The following is a 16,755-nucleotide window of genomic DNA, read 5'->3' as shown; positions in this document are numbered from 1 at the left end:
TGGCGCTCTGCCCGGAGAAACTCAGTGATTCACTTTCACTAGCCCAGTAAGCAGTGCCACTGCATCGGCTCGAGGCAATCGTCCCCCTGGAGCAGGCGAGCAAATGCCACGCCTTCCTCCTCGCCTGCGCCACATGCACTTGCGCTGGTCGCAAGCACTTGCGATGTCCTTCCGCTTGTCAGCGGCTCCCAGTCACGGCGGTTGCCTGATGGGGAGCGAAGAACTGTCCAAGAACCAATCCACGAAGTCTTGCCGTCACGCTCAACTTCGATAGAAACGCACTGGATCAAGTAAATGCCGACGAATACGGCCATGCATGAACTCCATTTCCGGCGCCATTCACGCACAAAGCGACGACACCAGCTCCATGAAGCTGGCGTCCATCAACTCGCATGGCGTGGGGAGCCATTAGGGGTCGGAGCTTACGTCAGGCTTGCTAAATGACAAACATGGCAAAGGTCATGGATAGCTGTTTGCGCATCGAACCGACCAAACGAGCCATGGGCGACCGTTCAAACGTGCGAGGCGGTGTGTTGAAGCAGAAAGCCGATCGCGAACCTGTCCCGGGCTGCTGGCAAACCAATGCGTGGCTTCTTTGCGAGGTCGATGCCGCGACGCTTATCTTCGCCGGGCATGTCGAGCGGATGGTCATCAACAGTGGCATGACACCCTTGTTGAAATGGATCCCCGGATTCGAGCAGTAGTCAGACAAGGCCGCACCACCGAGGTTTCCCATTTCACGATGGCACGCAGCCCACCCCATGGCGTGTTGTTGGGGAAGCGGATAAAGCCGCCTTCCCGATGTTCTTCCGTCCTACGGCGAGTTTTACGGCCGCCCATAAAAAAAGGACTCACGTTTCCGCGAGTCCCTGAATGCTTTGGTGGGCCGTCCGAGATTCGAACTCGGGACCAATAGATTAAAAGTCTACTGCTCTACCGACTGAGCTAACGGCCCATCTTCAAAGGCAAGCCCGCAATTTTATGGGCTTAGCGCTCATGGCACAAGCAAACTCGTTCAGATATATCGAGTCGGATCGGGCAGCCCTGCTACAACAAAGCCCTGAGCACGCAGACGGCAGGCGTCGCAGTGGCCACAGGCACGGCCCAGCGCATCGGCTTGGTAGCAGCTCACCGTTTCCGAGAAATCCACGCCCAGACGCTGACCTTCGCGTGCAATATCAGCCTTGCTCATGCGCATCAGGGGCGCATGGATGCGAATGCCCGCCCCTTCCACGCCTGCCTTGGTCGCAACGTTGGCGAGCTGCTCAAAGGCTTCGATGAAGGCCGGGCGACAGTCCGGATAACCGGAGTAGTCCACCGCATTCACACCGCACCAAATGTCGGTGGAACCGAGCACTTCAGCCCAACCCAGCGCGATGGACAACATGATGGTGTTGCGCGCCGGCACGTAGGTCACCGGAATGCCTTGCTCGCTACTGTCCTGGTCCAGCGGCACGTCGATATCGGCGGTAAGTGCCGAGCCGCCGATGGTGCGCAGATCCACCTGCACCGTCTTGTGCTCGACCGCGCCGAGCAGGCGCGAGACACGCTCGGAAGCTGCCAGCTCGGCGCTGTGACGCTGACCGTAGGCGACGCTCAAGGCGTGCACCTGATAGCCCTGTTCGCGGGCAATGGAGATGGTGACGGCCGAGTCCATGCCGCCGGAGACGAGCACGACGGCCTTGCGGAGAGAAGGTTGTGACATGGGTTGCATCCACTCTTGGTCAGGCCGGTCATCCGGCCGAAACGCGCCAACGGCAACACAGGCCATCGCGCGGGAAAACTATTGTCGAGGCTCTGGCCTCAAGGTGAAAGCTGCGCAACCAGCATTGCCGGCACGCGCATGGGGTGCGCTCTTACAGACGCACCCTATTGGTCAGCAGCGCACTTGGTGCGCGCCCCGACTGGCCTCAGTGCCCAGGCTCATCGTTCCAGAGCAACTTATGCAGCTGCATCTGGAAACGCACGTCCAACTTGTCGGCAATGATCCACTCGGCCAGCTCGCGCGGCTGGATCGCACCGTGCACCGGCGAGAACAGCACCATGCAGCGCTCGTTGAGTCGATGTTCGGCCACCACGCCGCACGCCCACTCGTAGTCGGCTCGGCTGGCAATAACAATCTTCACCTGATCATGCGGCAACAGAAGGTCGATGTTCGACCACAGGTTGCGCTTGGCTTCACCGGAATCCGGCGCCTTCAGGTCCATCACCTTACGCACCCGCGGGTCAACCTGCGATACGTCCAGCGCACCGGACGTTTCCAGCGACACGTCGTGCCCGGCATCGCACAGGCGCGTCAACAGGATCAGGCATCGCTTCTGCGCCAGCGGTTCGCCGCCGGTCACGCACACATGCTTTGCACCGTGAGAGGCCACTTCGGCCACGATGTCGTCAATGGCACGCCAGTCGCCACCGTAGAAGGAGTACTCGGTATCGCACCACACGCAGCGCAAGGGGCAACCGGTAAGCCGCACGAACACCGTGCGCCAGCCGATCGCATCGGCCTCGCCCTGGATCGAATGGAAGATCTCGGTGATGCGCAACCGCTCAGCCGGGACCTGGGCCGGCGTGGTAGATGCCACGCTAGCGTTACTGCTGCTCACAACCGCAACCTCAATTGGCCGGCTGCATCTGCAGACGGCGCAGGCGTTCCTGGGCCAGGCTGGCTGCCTTGGAGCCGGGGAACTTGGTGGAAACCGTCTTCAGCGTCGCCTTGCCGGCATCAACCTGCTTGAGCTCGATCTGGCTGTAACCGACCTTGAGCATGGCGTCTGGTGCCTTCTCGCTCTGCGGGAATTGGCTGAGCAGGTGCTGGAAAGCCTCGAGTGCCACCGGGTAATTCATGGTGACGTAGTAAGACTCGCCCAGCCAGTAATAGGCGTTGGGCAGCAACGGACTGTCCGGATACTGCTGAATGAAACCGCGAAAACCGCGCGAGGCCGTCACATAATCGCCGCCGCGTAGCGACTTGAAGGCTTCATCGTAGGCGGCTTGCGCGCCTGCCGCGTTGGTCGGCGTCGCGCCTTTGGCTGCTCCGGCCCCAGCTGCGGCGCCTGCTGCGGCTTTGCCACCGTTCGCCGCGCCCGGTGCTGCCGGTGTCGCGGGAGCCGCGTTAGCAGCAGGCGGAGGCGGAGGTGGAGGTGGAGGATTGGTAGTGTTGGCTGCATTACCCGGATTGCCCGCCGCTGCACCGGCACCGCCTTCGAGGCGGCCCAGGCGCGAATCGAGATCCACGGACTGCGCCTTGTTCTTGTCGTTCGCTTCCTGCAACTGGTGCTGGAGCTCTTCGATCTGGCCCTGCATCTGCTGCAACTGCGACTGCAGAGCCTGAACCTGGTTGACCAGAGTGGTGCCGCCCTGATTCTGACTCTGCGCCTGCTGCTCAAGCCGCGACACGCGGTCGGCGAGGCTCAAACGGGAATCTTGCGCGAATGCCGGGACAGCAAAAAGCATGGCGGACGCAATTGCGCCCGCCATGCCCATCCTGGCTGTGAAGCTGTTAGCCAGTCGCTTCTTCATTACTTCGCCGTGTAGACGATCTCGACGCGACGGTTCTTGCTCCAGCAGTCTTCGTTGTGCTCACGGCACACCGGCTTTTCCTTGCCGTACGAGATGACGTTGACCTGGCTGGCCGAGCCGCCGTTCGACTGCAGTGCGCTGGACACGGCATTGCCACGACGCTCACCCAGACCGAGGTTGTACTCGCGGGTGCCGCGCTCGTCAGCGTTGCCTTCCAGGCGGATCTGCGCCATCGGGCGATCCTGCAGGTACTTGGCGTGGCACGCCATGATCTGCTGGAACTCCGGCTTGATTTCATCCTTGTCGAAATCGAAATACACGACGCGCTGACGCAGGCAGGCGTCGGTGTCGAGATCGGCCGGGGTGTACTTGCCAGCAGTCGGGGCCGGGGCGGTCATCGGAGCCTGCTCCGGAGCCGGCTGCGGCTTGACTTCCTGCTTCTTCGAGCATGCGGCCGCGCCAACGCAGAGCAGGGCGACCAGGGCGACGCGAACGGTCTTATTCATGGTGGACGTTCCTTCAAACAGGTTTGAGTTCCGACAGTCAGTAATGATTGCGGTTTCGGGACAGTTTTCGCCGGTGAACCGGCTGTTATTTTGACATTTTGCTGCCGGCGGCGCGCTGTCTCGCAACCGCCTGACCCGCCAACCGCGACCTATTGCCGCGGCAGACAAGCTGTTTGATCCGGAGTGTCGTTTAAGGCTTCACGCCCGGATCACATAGCAGTGACGCTTGCGCGTCACGGCATGAACTGGTCAACGCTGTCGATAGGGACCCCAAGCCGGCTCGCGAACGTCGCCATCGGCTAGCACGAGTCGCTGCCTGACCAGGCCATCGGCCGACACGGCGTACAAGACACCACGACGACCTTCGGAGGCGGCATACAGCAGCATGCTGGCATTGGGCGCGAAACTCGGAGTTTCATCGATCGGACCCGGCGAGATGAAGCGCACCTGCCCACCCAGACTGCGATCCATTATGGCAATACGATACACGTTCCCGTTGCCCTGCACCATCGCGATCTGCTTGCCGTCATAGCTGACAGATGCATTGGCGTTGAACTGACCCTGGAAGGTGATGCGGTCGGCCGAGCCGCCGCCCGCAGACATCTGGTAGAGCTGCGGACGACCCGAGCGATCGGAAGTGAAGATGATGCTCCCGCCGTCCGGCGTCCAGCGCGGCTCGGTATCGATCGCCAGATTGTTGGTCAGACGAGTCTCCTGGCGAGAACCTACGTCCATCACGTAGATCTCCGGATTGCCCTGATACGAGAGCGCCAATGCCAGCTTGCTGCCATCCGGCGACCAGTTGGGTGCGCCGTTAATGCCCTTGGCGCGGGCCGAAATCAGCTGGCGCGAACCCGTGGTGATGTCCTGCACATAGATGGCCGAGTTACCACTCTCGAACGACACGTAAGCGATCTTGCGACCATCCGGCGACCACGACGGCGACAACAGCGACTCGCGAGAACGTGCGACCACCTGCGGGTTATAGCCGTCCGAATCGGCCACAATCAGCGAGTAGTTGGTGTTGTTACCCAGGCCCACGGCGGTGATGTAAGCGATGCGTGTCCAGAAGGCGCCACGCACGCCGGTGATCTTCTCGTAGATCGCATCGGCGATCTGGTGCGCCACGCCGCGCAGGTCACCCGCCGGGGCTGTGAACGCCTGGGCCAGCATGCTCTGCTGCCTGTTGACGTCCCACAGTTCGTACTCCACCCGCAGCATGCCGCCGCCGGCATCGCTGATTCGACCGATGGTGAGGTAGTCCTGCTTGAGCAGGCGCCAGGTGGCGAAATTGACGTCGGAGCCCTTGGACGGCATCTCGACAATTTCGCTCTTGGCCAGCGAGCGGAACTTGCCGGAGCGGTTGAAGTCGTTGCGAATAACGTCGGCCACATCGGTCGGCAGCGGTGCGCCACCGGCCTGAGCAAACGGCACAACAGCAATCGGCGTGGCCGACTTGGTCACACCTTCGACAGTGCCAGTAAGGGTTTGAACCTGCGCAGACACCACACCTGCAAACAACAGGCTCAGGAGTCCAAGCAATAGGATTAGATACCGGGACGGCTTCTTCATGAGGTGCTCACCTATGGCTTGAAAAACATGTCAACGTTGCGACTAAAGACACTTTCAAATCCTTTGTACGGCAACGTGTTGGCCCGCATCGCAGCGTCTTCGACCGACTTCTTTCCTGCATCGTCGAAGGGGCAGCTGGAATCGACCTTTGCGCTCAACACCTGCCCGCCTGGAAGCTGGACGATATGGAGCAGGCATTGCTGATCGGGGGGAATGTTATCTGGCCCAATCCAGTTCTGTTTGAGCGAATTCTGAATCGCCGCCAGATATTGCGCCCTCAGACCGCTATCCGGACCATTTTGGCCGGTTTGGCGCTGGGGGGCATTGGGCAGGTCGGGAAGGCCATTGTCCTGGGCGTTCTGTAGATCCTGCATTTGCTGCTTGGCCTGCTTGGCCTTGCTATCCGCCCGCTTCGTCTGCTGGTCGGCCGCGTCCATCTTGGCGAACAGTTCGTCGAGCTGCTTCTGCTTTTCCTGCTTCTGCTTCGCCGCCTGGGCGTCCAGTTCGGCAGCACGCTGCTTCTGCTTTTCTTCCTGTTCCTTCTTGGCGTCCTCTGCCTTCAGCAGGGCATCGGCCACCACCTTCTCCTGATTGGTGATGTCAGGATGCTCGGGCGGAGGCGGCAGGGTCTTGATCTTGGGCGTTTCTTCGGACGGCGGCGGCGGCACACTGGGCGGCGGGGGCACCGTGGCCGGCACCGGCTTGACTGGCGTCGACTTCGGCGGTGGCGCCCCTGTAGGGCCAACCAGGGTGGCCTCGATGATCTCTCCCGCCAATTGGACCGGCTTCGTACAGGTGATCGGGTTCCAGCTCGCGGGCAGGTGCAGGGTCTCGAACAGGCCCTCGTAGAACGAGCACGGGATCACCGCGAGGGCCAAAAAGCCCACGAGACCCAGATGCAAGATGGCGGAAAGAACAACCGCCTTGGATGTGCCCTTGGGGGAGTCGTCCCTCATTTCTTGCTGCCCGACTCCGGCGCGCTCATCAGACCCACCTTGGCCACGCCGGCCTGCTGCAGCTGGGCCAGCACCTGGTACACGCCGTCGTACTTGCCGTCGCGATCGCCGGCCACAAGCACACTGACCTCGGGGTTCGCTTTCACGAACGCGCCGACCTTGGCCTTCATGGTGTCGGCGTCGATCGGCTGCTTCTTCTCGGTACCAAGCGTGAGATAAAGCTGGCCGTTCTGATCCACCGAAACGATCACCGGTTCTTTCTTGTCCTGCAGCGACTTGGCATTGGCCTGCGGCAAGTTCACATCGACGTTGGAATTCATCATCGGTGCCGTGACCATGAAGATGATCAGCAGCACGAGCATCACGTCGATGTAGGGAACGACGTTGATCTCTGATTTGAGCTTGAGGCGCTTGTGGCGCGCGGAGCTACGCATGACTTAGAGCCTGACTATGGCCTTCACATGGCCCGCGCCGGGATCTGTTTGCCCGCGAGCCAAGGAAGAGCGAAGGAATGTATGTCGATACATGACTGAGTGATGACGCAGGCTTGCGGGCAAACAGACCCGGCCCGCAGGGTTGAGTTCGAATGGCCGCCTGGGCATGGCGCGCGGCTTGACCTGACAGCCAGTCAGGCGCGGCGCCACGCACCATGCCCAGGCGGCCATTCGAACTCAACGCGGACCATGTGAAGGCCATAGTCAGGCTCTCTTCCCTCAGGCAGTCGCGTCGTCGGACTGGATCTGCCGCTGCAGCACGGAGGAGAACTCCTCCTGGAACACTTCGTAGCGGGAAGCGACGCGTTCGACCTTGTTGGCGAAGCGGTTGTATGCCCACACCGCCGGGATCGCGGCGAACAGACCCATCGCTGTCGCGATCAGCGCCTCGGAGATGTGCGGGGCGACCACGGCAATGGTCACGTCCTTCATCTCGCCCAAGCCCTGGAACGCGCCCATGATGCCGATGACGGTGCCGAACAGGCCCACGTACGGGCTGATCGAACCGACGTTGGCGAGGAACTCGAGGTTGCGCTCCAGTCGGCCGATCTCGCGTGTGCCGGCTACGCGCATGGCGCGCTCGGAGCCTTCGATGACGACGCGCATGTCGTGCGTCTTGCGCTGGCGCTGACGGACGAATTCGCGGAAGCCCGACTCGAACACGTTCTCCATGCCGCCGTTCTCGGCGCCGCGATTGCTCACCTCACGGAACAGCTGCGCCAGGTCGGCACCGGACCAGAAGCGCTCCTCGAAGCCCTCCGCCTCCGCCATCGCGGATTTCAGCTGCGCGTGCTTGCGCAGGATGATCACCCAGGACATGAAGGAGAACACCAACAGCACCAGCATGACGAACTGGACCAGGATGCTCGCTTCCGCGACCAACTTGAAAATGTTCACTCCACCGTTCATTGCTTGAAGGTTCTCCAGCGCACGTACTTATTGAGGGGAAAGACCGGGAATGAAGTCGGCCGGAATCTGCACCGGACGCATGCGGGTGACATCGACGCACGCCACACGCACCTTTGCGCGGATCAGTTCCGCGCCGTCCGCCCGGCGGATCGTCTGGGCGAAAAGGATACTGGCTGCGCGCCGTTCTTTGACTTCGACGCTTACTGACAGTTCATCATCCAGCAGGGCCGCCTTGAGGAAGTCGATCTGCATTTCGCGGACCAGGAAGGCCAGTCCGGTGGTTTCCTTGTAGCTGGACTGGGTGATGCCCATGGCGCGCAACCACTCGCTACGGGCGCGCTCCATGAAACGCAGGTAGCTGGCGTGATACACCACCCCGCCCGCGTCGGTGTCTTCCCAATACACGCGCACCGGCCACTGGAAGCGGTCGGTGGTCACAGCTGGCTTGATCTCAGACATCGGCGTTGTCGGCGGTGTACAGGTCAACGGCGGAAGGCTGGCGCGGCGGCGGGGTCAGGCCCAGATGGCGCCATGCCTTGGCGCTGGCCATGCGACCGCGCGCGCTGCGCACCAGGAAACCCTGCTGGATGAGGTAGGGCTCGACCACATCTTCCAGTGTGCCGCGATCCTCGCTGAGCGCTGCGGCGAGCGACTCCACGCCCACCGGACCACCGTCGAAGTTCTCGATGATGATGCCCAGCAAGCGTCGATCCAGCTCGTCGAAGCCCTCGGCGTCTACCTTGAGCATGTCCATCGCCGCACGGGCGACTTCGCGGGTGATCTCCCCGTTGGCACGCACTTCGGCGTAGTCGCGCACGCGACGCAGCAGGCGATTGGCGATACGCGGTGTGCCACGCGAACGCCGCGCGATTTCCTGGGCACCTTCCGGCTCGCAGGCAATGCCCATGATGCGCGCCGAGCGTCGCACGATGGCGGTGAGCTCTTCGGGCGTATAGAACTCCAAACGCTGCACGATGCCGAAGCGGTCGCGCAACGGCGCGGTAAGCAGGCCAGCACGCGTGGTGGCGCCGATCAGCGTGAAAGGCGGCAGGTCCAGCTTGATCGAACGCGCGGCTGGGCCCTCGCCGATCATGATGTCGATCTGGAAATCCTCCATCGCGGGATAGAGCACTTCTTCCACGACGGGCGAGAGACGGTGGATCTCGTCCACAAACAACACATCGTGCGGCTCGAGATTGGTCAGCAGCGCCGCCAAGTCTCCTGCCCGCTCCAGCACCGGACCGGAAGTGGAGCGGACATGCACGCCCAGTTCGTTGGCAATGACGTGACTGAGTGTGGTCTTGCCCAGGCCCGGCGGGCCGAAGATCAGCACATGATCGAGCGCACCGCCTCGCTTCTTGGCCGCCTCGATATAGATCGACAGCTGCTCACGCACCGCCTGCTGGCCCAGGTATTCGGCCAGCCGCTTGGGCCGGATGGAGGCTTCCAGGGCCTCGTCGTCCATCTGGGCGGCGGCAGTAATGATGCGGTGTTCGGTCATGGGGCGAAATTATGGCAGAGCACGATGACGCAGGCGGGAAAAAATGCCCGCACCGTGCCAGCCATCACCCAAAAAGGGGCACCGTGGGCGCCCGAAGCTCAGATCTCGACCTGGGCACCCAGCTCGATCAGGCGATTACCCGGAATTTGGAAGAACGCCGTGGCTGGCAGCGCATTGCGCGCCATGAAGGCAAACAGCTTGTCGCGCCACAGTGCCATGCCGGGCCTTCGGGCATCCGCAATGATGGTTTCGCGCGACAGGAAGAAGGTGGTGTCCATCATGTCGAACGGCAGACCGGCCTTGGAGCACTTGGAAAGCGCCGCCGGAATATTCGGATCCTCGGCAAAACCGAAGCGCAGTTCGAGTCCGTAGAAAGCGCCGCCCAGCTCTGTGATCTCGATGCGCTCGCCCGGATCGGCGGTGGGCGTTTCCAGCATTTCCACTGTCAGCAGCACGTTGCGCCCGTGCAGCACCTTGTTGTGCTTCAGGTTGTGCAGCAGTGCGTGCGGCACCGAGTTCTGGTTGGCGGTAAGGAACACCGCAGTACCCGGCACGAGTATGGGCGGGTGCTCGGCGATGTTCTCGATGAACGGCTGCAACGCCAACCCCGACTGCTTGATCTCGCGCACCACCAGTTCGCGACCACGGCGCCAGGTGGTCATCACGATGAACACACCCACGCCCAGCACCAACGGGAACCAGCCGCCGTACTCGATCTTGATCAGGTTGGCACCGAGGAAGGACAGGTCGATGGCAAGCAGCAGGATGCCAGCCACAATCACCGTGAACAGACTCCAGCGCCACTGCCGGCGCGCGACGATCAGCGCCAGGATGGTGGTGATCGTCATGGTGCCGGTCACCGCGATGCCATAGGCCGCGCTCAGGTTCTCCGAACTGCGGAAGCCCAACACGGCCACCAGCACCATCACCAGCAGGAAGTTGTTCACCCACGGCACGAAGATCTGTCCGGACATCTCGCGCGAGGTATGCACCACCGGCATGCGCATCGAATAGCCCAGCGACATGGCCTCGCGGGTCATCGAGAACGCACCGGAGATCACGGCTTGAGAGGCGATCACCGTGGCCACCGTGGCCAAACCGATCATCGGGTACAGCAACGGGCCCGGCACCAGCTTGAAGAACGGACTGTCGATAGCCTCTGGGTGATCGAGCAGGAGCGCACCCTGGCCGAAGTAGTTGATCACCAGGGCCGGCAGCACGAAGCTGAACCAGGCGAGGCGAATCGGGCGCTTGCCGAAATGACCCATGTCCGCATACAGCGCCTCGGCGCCGGTCAGCGCCAGCACCACACCGCCGAGCGCGATGAAAGCCTGCAGCCCATGCGTGAAGAAGAACTTCACGCCGTAGTACGGGTTGAGTGCGGCCAGTACGTGCGGGTTGGCCGCAATCATTCGCCCACCCAGCAGCGCGATGACGATGAACCACACCACCATGACCGGCCCGAACAGCCTGCCTACCCGCTCGGTGCCATGACGCTGCAAGGCAAACAGCAGGAACAGGATCACCGCGGTGATCGGCACGATCCAGTGCTCGAGGTGAGGCGCCGCAACCTTGACACCCTCCACCGCCGACAGCACCGAGATGGCCGGGGTGATCACGCCATCGCCGTAGAACAGCGACGCGCCGAAGATGCCGATGATGGCCAGCAACCAGCGCTGCCGCGGCTGGCTGCCGACACTGCGCAGGGCCAGTGCGAGCAGCGCCATGATGCCGCCCTCGCCCTTGTTGTCGGCGCGCATGATGAACACTACGTACTTGAGCGAGACCACAATGATCTGCGCCCAGAAAATCAGCGACAGGACGCCGTAGATGCTTTCCGCCGTCGGCTTCAATCCATCGTGGCTGAGCGTGGTCTGCAGCGTGTACAACGGGCTGGTACCGATGTCGCCGTAGACCACGCCGATGGCACCTAGCGCCAGGGTAGCGAGGCGTCTTTTGGCATCAGCGTCGGTCATGCTGTGGGGGGAATCCGGGGTCACGAGTCAGTTCCCTAGTGCGGCGCGCAGCGCCTTGCGGATGATCGATTCAGCCGTGTCGCCCTCGGCGGCGACCTTCTGCACCAGGCGGGTGACTTCCGCCGGCTTGTAGCCAAGTTGCTGCAATGCGACGGTCGCTTCGCCCGAGGGATCCAGCGCCACGCCGGCGGAAGCGGTGCCGGCACCGGGCAGCGTCACGACCATTCCGTCCACGCGATCTCGCAGCTCAATCACCATGCGTTCCGCTGTCTTCTTGCCGATACCGGGAATCTTGGTGAGAGCCACCACGTCGCCCACCTGTACCAGTCGTGCGAAGTCGCTGGTGGAGACGCCGGACAAAACGGCGAGCGCGATCTTCGCGCCGATGCCGCTGACCTTCTGCAGGTTGCGGAACAACACACGCTCGGCTTCGTGCAGGAAGCCGTACAGCGCCACGCTGTCTTCCTTCACCGCGTAATGGGTGAGCAGGGTGACTTCCTTGCCGGTAGCAGGCAGGTCGTAAATCGTGGACATGGGCGCTTCCAGCTCGTAGCCCACACCGCCCACTTCCACCAATAGCCATGGCGGCTGCTTGGAGATCAGAATGCCGCGCAGACGACCGATCATCGACGACGTCTCCAGGCGGTGCGCGGAATGCCCACACGCTCAAGGCTCGATCGCGTGTGCGCGTGCGCCACCGCGATGGCCAGCGCATCCGCCGCGTCGGCTTGCAACGGCCCTTTCAATCCGAGCAGGACGCCAATCATGTGTTGCACCTGGGTCTTGTCTCCGCGGCCGCTGCCGACCACAGCCTGTTTTACTTCTGTCGCTGCGTATTCGTGCACCGCGATCCCCTGACTGACGACCGCGCAGATCGCAGCTCCCCTCGCCTGCCCCAGCTTCAGTGCCGAGTCGGCATTGCGCGCCATGAACACGCGCTCGATACCGCACTCGTCCGGTCGATGGGCGGCGATGATGGCACACAGATCGTCAAAGATGCGTTTCAGGCGCAGGGGGAAACTGGCCTCGCCGGCTACCACCAGCGCGCCATGAAATACGTGGGACAGCTTGCCGCTGGCGTCGACATCGATGATGCCGACACCGGTGCGCTGGCTGCCCGGGTCGATGCCGATGATGCGGGTCATGGGAAATGCCTCTCCGGGCCCGCGTGAGGCCGCGTGGACTTAACTTGCTGTCTCAGCAGGCAGCAGCGCGTTGTGCGAGACATCGCTGACGTCGTCGAGCGCATCAAGCTTCTCGAGCAGATCGAGCAGCGGCTCCAGCGCCTCTTCGGATACGGCCACACGGTTGTTCGGACGCATGCCGACGCCGGCGTGCTGGGCATTGAGCCCGGCCGCGATCAGCGCCTGCTGCACGGACTCGAAGTTTTCCGGCGCGCACAGCACGGTGCTTTCGCCGTTTTCGTTGACCACGTCGTCGGCACCTGCGTCCAGCGCTGCTTCCAGCACCTTCTCTTCCGCGGCTTCGTTGCCGCCGGTGGCGAACGCCAGCTCACCGACGCGCGAGAACTGGAATGCGACCGAACCTGACGTGCCCAGGTTGCCGCCGTGCTTGGTCAGCGCGTGACGCACATCGGCCACGGTGCGGGTCGGGTTATCGGAGAAGCAGTCGATGATGAGCGCGATGCCAGCCGGGCCGTAGCCTTCATAACGCAGCTCTTCCATCGCCGCGCCGCCATCGGCACCCGAGCCGCGCTTGATGGCGCGCTCGATGGTGTCCTTGGTCATGTTGGCCGACAGAGCCTTGTCCACCGCAGCACGCAGGCGCGGGTTGGCAGCCGGATCGGCGAGACCGGCCCGTGTGGCGACGGTGATTTCGCGGATCAGCTTGGTGAACACCTTGGCGCGCTTGGCGTCTTCGGCGTTCTTGCGACCTTCGATGGACGGGCCTCTACCCATGGCACTTCCTGCAAATCTGGTGAGCGAACAGAACGCGAATTCTATCCTTTTGGAGCCGCGGGCAGGCAAACAGATCGATCAGGACGGACGCCTTGCCCGGCTTTTACGCCTATATGTCAGGCGCCGGCGCGGTCGAAACGGCCGTTATGGAGAAACTGCGTGACCTGCCGGGCCGCCTCTGGCGAAAACAGCAGCCCGGTGTGGTTGGTCTCGAGCACGCAGTGATCGGCAATGCCCGGCAGGTTCGTTTCATCCACCGCCACTGTGCCGTCATTCTCTCCGCCGAACTGGCCGAGCACGGCGCCCAGCCCAAGTGCCATGCGGCCTGCGATCACGCCAACTTCGCGCGGGCCATCCCAGCGCTCGAAGCCATGCTCAAGCAACTCGCGGTTGTGGCCGAGCAGCACCTCGCCACCCCGCCCCATGCCGGCAAAGCGGCGCGCTGCGGCACTACCCTTCAACGGAGACCCCAGGCAAACGACGCGGCCCGGCGGTAGATGCACGCTTTCAGCGCAGGTCCTCAGCGCAAGCAGGCCGCCCAAACTGTGGCCGACGAGATGCACGGTCTGCGTGTCCTCGGCCAACTCATGAATGCGGGCTTCGAGGCGGCCCAGGATGCGTTGCTGCGTGGTGGCCACGCTCATGTAATCGAAGCGATGGACTCGGAAGCCCGCCTCCATCATGCGACGGTGCAGCATCAGCAGCGCAAAACCGCGCATCCACAGGCCGTGCAGCAGGATCACATGGTCAGTCATTCAAAGGCCAGGAATGGCGGATCGGAAATTGAGCACGAAACGATAGGCAGGTTCGCTCTCATGGAGCAAACCCGCCCCTCACAAAACCGGCCGATCCCTGGCCTGTTGCAGCTCAACCGTGAAGCTTGTCCGCAGCAGCAATACGCACGTGCAGCTCCTTGAGCTGCGGCTCCGAGACCATCGACGGCGCGTCGGTCATCAGGTCTTGTGCGCTGGTGGTCTTGGGGAACGCAATGACATCGCGGATCGACTCGGTGCCGGCCATCAGCGCGGCAATGCGGTCGATGCCGAAGGCCAGGCCACCGTGTGGCGGCGCGCCGAACTTCAGCGCCTTGAGCAGGAAGCCGAACTTCAGCTCCGCATCTTCCGGGCTGATGCCAAGCAGATCGAACACCGTGCTCTGCATCTCCGGACGATGGATACGGATGGAGCCGCCACCGATCTCGGCGCCGTTGAGCACCATGTCGTAGCCGCGGCTGACCGCAATGGCCGCATTGACGCGCAGGTCTTCCACGTCGTCCACCTTCGGTGCGGTGAACGGGTGATGCAGCGCCACGAAGCGCTTTTCTTCCTCGTCGTACTCGAACATCGGGAAGTCGGTGACCCACAGCGGCTTCCAGCTGTTCTCCACCAGGCCGCGATCCTTGCCGACCTTCAGGCGCAGTGCGCCCATGAAGTCGGTGACGGTCTTCCACTTGCCGGCACCCACAAACACGATGTCGCCCGACTGCGCGCCCGTTGCTTTGAGCACGGCGGCCAGCGCTGCGTCATCGAGGAACTTGGCCACCGGCGAGTTGACGCCATCGCGACCCTTGGCAAGGTCTTCCACCTTAATCCAGGCCAGGCCCTTGGCGCCGTACTTGGCGACGTACTCCGTCAGCAGATCGATGTCCTTACGACTGAGGCTGGCGCCATCCGGCAAGCGCAACGCAGCGACGCGACCGGCCGGATCGTTGGCCGGCTCGGCGAACACCTTGAACTCCACATGCTTCACCGCGTCGGCGATGTCCACCAGCTCCAGCGCAATGCGCAGGTCCGGCTTGTCCGAACCGAAGCGGCGCATGGCCTCGGCCCAGGTCATGCGCGGGAAGGAGGCGTCCAGTTCCACGCACTGCACTTCCTTGAACACGTGGCGGATCAACTCCTCCACGAAGTCCTGCACGTCCTTCTCTTCGACAAAGGCGAACTCAAGGTCGAGCTGGGTGAATTCCGGCTGGCGATCGGCGCGCAGGTCTTCGTCGCGGAAGCAGCGGGCGATCTGATAGTAGCGATCGAAGCCCGCCATCATCAGGATCTGCTTGAACAGCTGCGGCGACTGCGGCAGCGCGTAGAACTGGCCCGGGTGCACGCGGCTGGGCACCAGGTAGTCACGTGCGCCTTCCGGGGTGGCCTTGGTGAGGATGGGCGTTTCGATGTCCTGGAAACCGCGCGCATCGAGATAGCGGCGCAGCGTCTGCACCAGCTTGATGCGCGTGCGCATCATGCGCTGCATCTCCGGGCGACGCAGGTCGAGGTAGCGGTAGGTCATCCGCATGTCCTCGTTGGGGTTCTCATGCAGCGCGAACGGCAGGTCCTTCGCCGCGTTGAGAATCTCCACCGTATCGGCCACCAACTCCACCGTGCCGGTGCGCAGCTTGTCGTTCACCGACAGGCGCTTGCGGATGGTGCCGGTGACGCGAAGGCAGTACTCGTTGCCGATTTCGCCGGCGACCGCGAAGGCGTCAGCATTCTCACGTTCCACCACCACCTGGGCGATGCCCTCGTGGTCGCGCAGGTCGACGAAAGCCACATGGCTCTGCAGGCGAAGGGTGTTGACCCAGCCACACAGGGTGACGGTCTGGCCGACCAGTGCCTCGTCGATGAGGCCGCAGTAATGCGTGCGCATGCGCTTGGAACTCCGGGCCGCGGGGCGGCGTGATGCGTGGAAAAGACCCGGAATGTTAACACCGGCATGGCCGATGGCGGGCGCTGATGCGCGGCCACGCGGGCCGCGCATCAGGTCAGACTTGCCGGCTTACCAGCGGCGTTCGACGGAGAACAGCCCGCGGCAGCCCTTGGATACCCATACGCCGGCGCGATTCCAGCCCCAGCTATAGCCTTCCTCGCAGGGACGGCCGGACAGCTGACGCAGCAGTCGGGCGCGCCCGCGCCCACCCACGTCGACTTGGCAAAACTGGTAGCGATTGTCGCCGCTCTCGCACTGCAGGCGGATCTCGCGATCCCAGTCGGGACCGGGGCGCCAGCCGCCGTTATCCGGCGGGTAGTAGCCGCCCGGCGGGCGATAACCACCGCGCCCCATCTCGACGAACTGCCCGCGACAACCGCGATCGACCCAAAGGCCACCGCGATCCACGCCCCAGGTTCGGCCTCGCTCGCACGGGCTGTCCGATTCCTGGCGGATCATTTCGGCATCCCGCCAAGGCACCTGGCAACGGGTGAAGCGGCCATCTTCGCTGCCGCAGCGTATGACATCACGTCCTTGCGCCTGGGCCACTGGCGCGACTGACCACAAAAGGCCCACGGCGAGACCAGCCAGCACACCCATCAAGCCCGCTCTAATCCTGAACATCGGTACCCCACTCCTGCTGTGACAGAGCGTCACGCTAGCGGGCACATCATCAACCGGAATTGAATATCTTGCGACTATT

General features: G+C 62.9%; 19 protein-coding genes and 1 tRNA gene. 1 reads left to right on the top strand and 19 read right to left on the bottom strand.

The window, feature by feature from the left end; translation table 11 throughout:
• Positions 1–38: 38 nt before the first annotated feature.
• Positions 39–314, bottom strand: a complete 276-nt coding sequence (locus AC3CBN_RS09235; protein WP_488636506.1) for a hypothetical protein — start codon at positions 312–314, stop codon at positions 39–41.
• A 126-nt stretch (positions 315–440) separates the two neighbouring features.
• Between AC3CBN_RS09235 and AC3CBN_RS09230 the strand changes: the two genes are divergently transcribed.
• A complete protein-coding gene (locus AC3CBN_RS09230; protein WP_488636505.1) occupies positions 441–704 on the top strand; it encodes a hypothetical protein in 264 nt (87 codons plus the stop codon).
• Between the two features lie 175 nt (positions 705–879).
• Here AC3CBN_RS09230 and AC3CBN_RS09225 read toward each other — a convergent pair.
• From AC3CBN_RS09225 to AC3CBN_RS09140, 18 genes are all read right to left on the bottom strand, one after another.
• A tRNA-Lys gene (locus tag AC3CBN_RS09225) sits at positions 880–955 on the bottom strand.
• 60 nt (positions 956–1,015) lie between these two features.
• Complete coding sequence (queC, locus tag AC3CBN_RS09220) at positions 1,016–1,705, bottom strand: 7-cyano-7-deazaguanine synthase QueC (RefSeq protein ID WP_488636504.1); 690 nt, start codon at positions 1,703–1,705, stop codon at positions 1,016–1,018.
• 205 nt (positions 1,706–1,910) lie between these two features.
• Positions 1,911–2,603, bottom strand: coding sequence for a 7-carboxy-7-deazaguanine synthase QueE (gene queE, locus AC3CBN_RS09215; protein WP_488636503.1), 693 nt, complete (start codon positions 2,601–2,603; stop codon positions 1,911–1,913).
• A gap of 10 nt (positions 2,604–2,613) precedes the next feature.
• The gene (gene ybgF / locus AC3CBN_RS09210) at positions 2,614–3,519 is read right to left on the bottom strand and encodes a tol-pal system protein YbgF (RefSeq protein ID WP_488636502.1); all 906 of its coding nucleotides are present in this window, start codon (positions 3,517–3,519) and stop codon (positions 2,614–2,616) included.
• Positions 3,519–4,025 carry a peptidoglycan-associated lipoprotein Pal gene (gene pal, locus AC3CBN_RS09205; protein WP_488636501.1) on the bottom strand — a complete coding sequence of 169 codons (507 nt, stop codon included), beginning with the start codon at positions 4,023–4,025 and terminating at the stop codon, positions 3,519–3,521. Before pal ends, ybgF begins: the two co-directional genes overlap by 1 nt.
• A 249-nt stretch (positions 4,026–4,274) precedes the next feature.
• Positions 4,275–5,597, bottom strand: a complete 1,323-nt coding sequence (gene tolB / locus AC3CBN_RS09200) for a Tol-Pal system beta propeller repeat protein TolB (RefSeq protein ID WP_488636500.1) — start codon at positions 5,595–5,597, stop codon at positions 4,275–4,277.
• Between the two features lie 11 nt (positions 5,598–5,608).
• Complete coding sequence (gene tolA / locus AC3CBN_RS09195; protein WP_488636499.1) at positions 5,609–6,553, bottom strand: cell envelope integrity protein TolA; 945 nt, start codon at positions 6,551–6,553, stop codon at positions 5,609–5,611.
• Complete coding sequence (gene tolR / locus AC3CBN_RS09190; protein ID WP_488636498.1) at positions 6,550–6,987, bottom strand: protein TolR; 438 nt, start codon at positions 6,985–6,987, stop codon at positions 6,550–6,552. The genes tolA and tolR overlap by 4 nt, the downstream gene beginning before the upstream one ends.
• Positions 6,988–7,266: 279 nt before the next feature.
• Positions 7,267–7,956 carry a protein TolQ gene (gene tolQ / locus AC3CBN_RS09185; protein WP_488636497.1) on the bottom strand — a complete coding sequence of 230 codons (690 nt, stop codon included), beginning with the start codon at positions 7,954–7,956 and terminating at the stop codon, positions 7,267–7,269.
• A gap of 27 nt (positions 7,957–7,983) precedes the next feature.
• Positions 7,984–8,415, bottom strand: a complete 432-nt coding sequence (gene ybgC / locus AC3CBN_RS09180) for a tol-pal system-associated acyl-CoA thioesterase (RefSeq protein WP_488636496.1) — start codon at positions 8,413–8,415, stop codon at positions 7,984–7,986.
• Positions 8,408–9,457 carry a Holliday junction branch migration DNA helicase RuvB gene (gene ruvB, locus AC3CBN_RS09175; RefSeq protein ID WP_488636495.1) on the bottom strand — a complete coding sequence of 350 codons (1,050 nt, stop codon included), beginning with the start codon at positions 9,455–9,457 and terminating at the stop codon, positions 8,408–8,410. Before ruvB ends, ybgC begins: the two co-directional genes overlap by 8 nt.
• Positions 9,458–9,555: 98 nt before the next feature.
• Positions 9,556–11,433 carry a potassium transporter Kup gene (locus AC3CBN_RS09170; RefSeq protein WP_488636494.1) on the bottom strand — a complete coding sequence of 626 codons (1,878 nt, stop codon included), beginning with the start codon at positions 11,431–11,433 and terminating at the stop codon, positions 9,556–9,558.
• A gap of 27 nt (positions 11,434–11,460) precedes the next feature.
• Positions 11,461–12,060, bottom strand: a complete 600-nt coding sequence (gene ruvA, locus AC3CBN_RS09165) for a Holliday junction branch migration protein RuvA (protein ID WP_488636493.1) — start codon at positions 12,058–12,060, stop codon at positions 11,461–11,463.
• On the bottom strand, positions 12,057–12,578 hold the full coding sequence (gene ruvC / locus AC3CBN_RS09160) for a crossover junction endodeoxyribonuclease RuvC (RefSeq protein WP_488636492.1): 522 nt from the start codon (positions 12,576–12,578) through the stop codon (positions 12,057–12,059). Before ruvC ends, ruvA begins: the two co-directional genes overlap by 4 nt.
• 39 nt (positions 12,579–12,617) lie before the next feature.
• A complete protein-coding gene (locus tag AC3CBN_RS09155; protein WP_488636491.1) occupies positions 12,618–13,352 on the bottom strand; it encodes a YebC/PmpR family DNA-binding transcriptional regulator in 735 nt (244 codons plus the stop codon).
• 116 nt (positions 13,353–13,468) lie between these two features.
• On the bottom strand, positions 13,469–14,107 hold the full coding sequence (locus tag AC3CBN_RS09150) for an esterase/lipase family protein (protein ID WP_488636490.1): 639 nt from the start codon (positions 14,105–14,107) through the stop codon (positions 13,469–13,471).
• A gap of 112 nt (positions 14,108–14,219) precedes the next feature.
• Positions 14,220–15,992: an aspartate--tRNA ligase gene (gene aspS / locus AC3CBN_RS09145; RefSeq protein ID WP_488636489.1), complete on the bottom strand. Its 1,773-nt coding sequence runs from the start codon at positions 15,990–15,992 to the stop codon at positions 14,220–14,222.
• Positions 15,993–16,121: 129 nt separating this feature from the next.
• Complete coding sequence (locus AC3CBN_RS09140; RefSeq protein ID WP_488636488.1) at positions 16,122–16,676, bottom strand: DUF3011 domain-containing protein; 555 nt, start codon at positions 16,674–16,676, stop codon at positions 16,122–16,124.
• Positions 16,677–16,755 lie beyond the last annotated feature (79 nt).

The organism is Dyella sp. OK584 (genome assembly GCF_057787755.1).
Note: the sequence above shows the minus strand (reverse complement) of the source record. Positions and strands in the feature narration are given on the sequence as shown.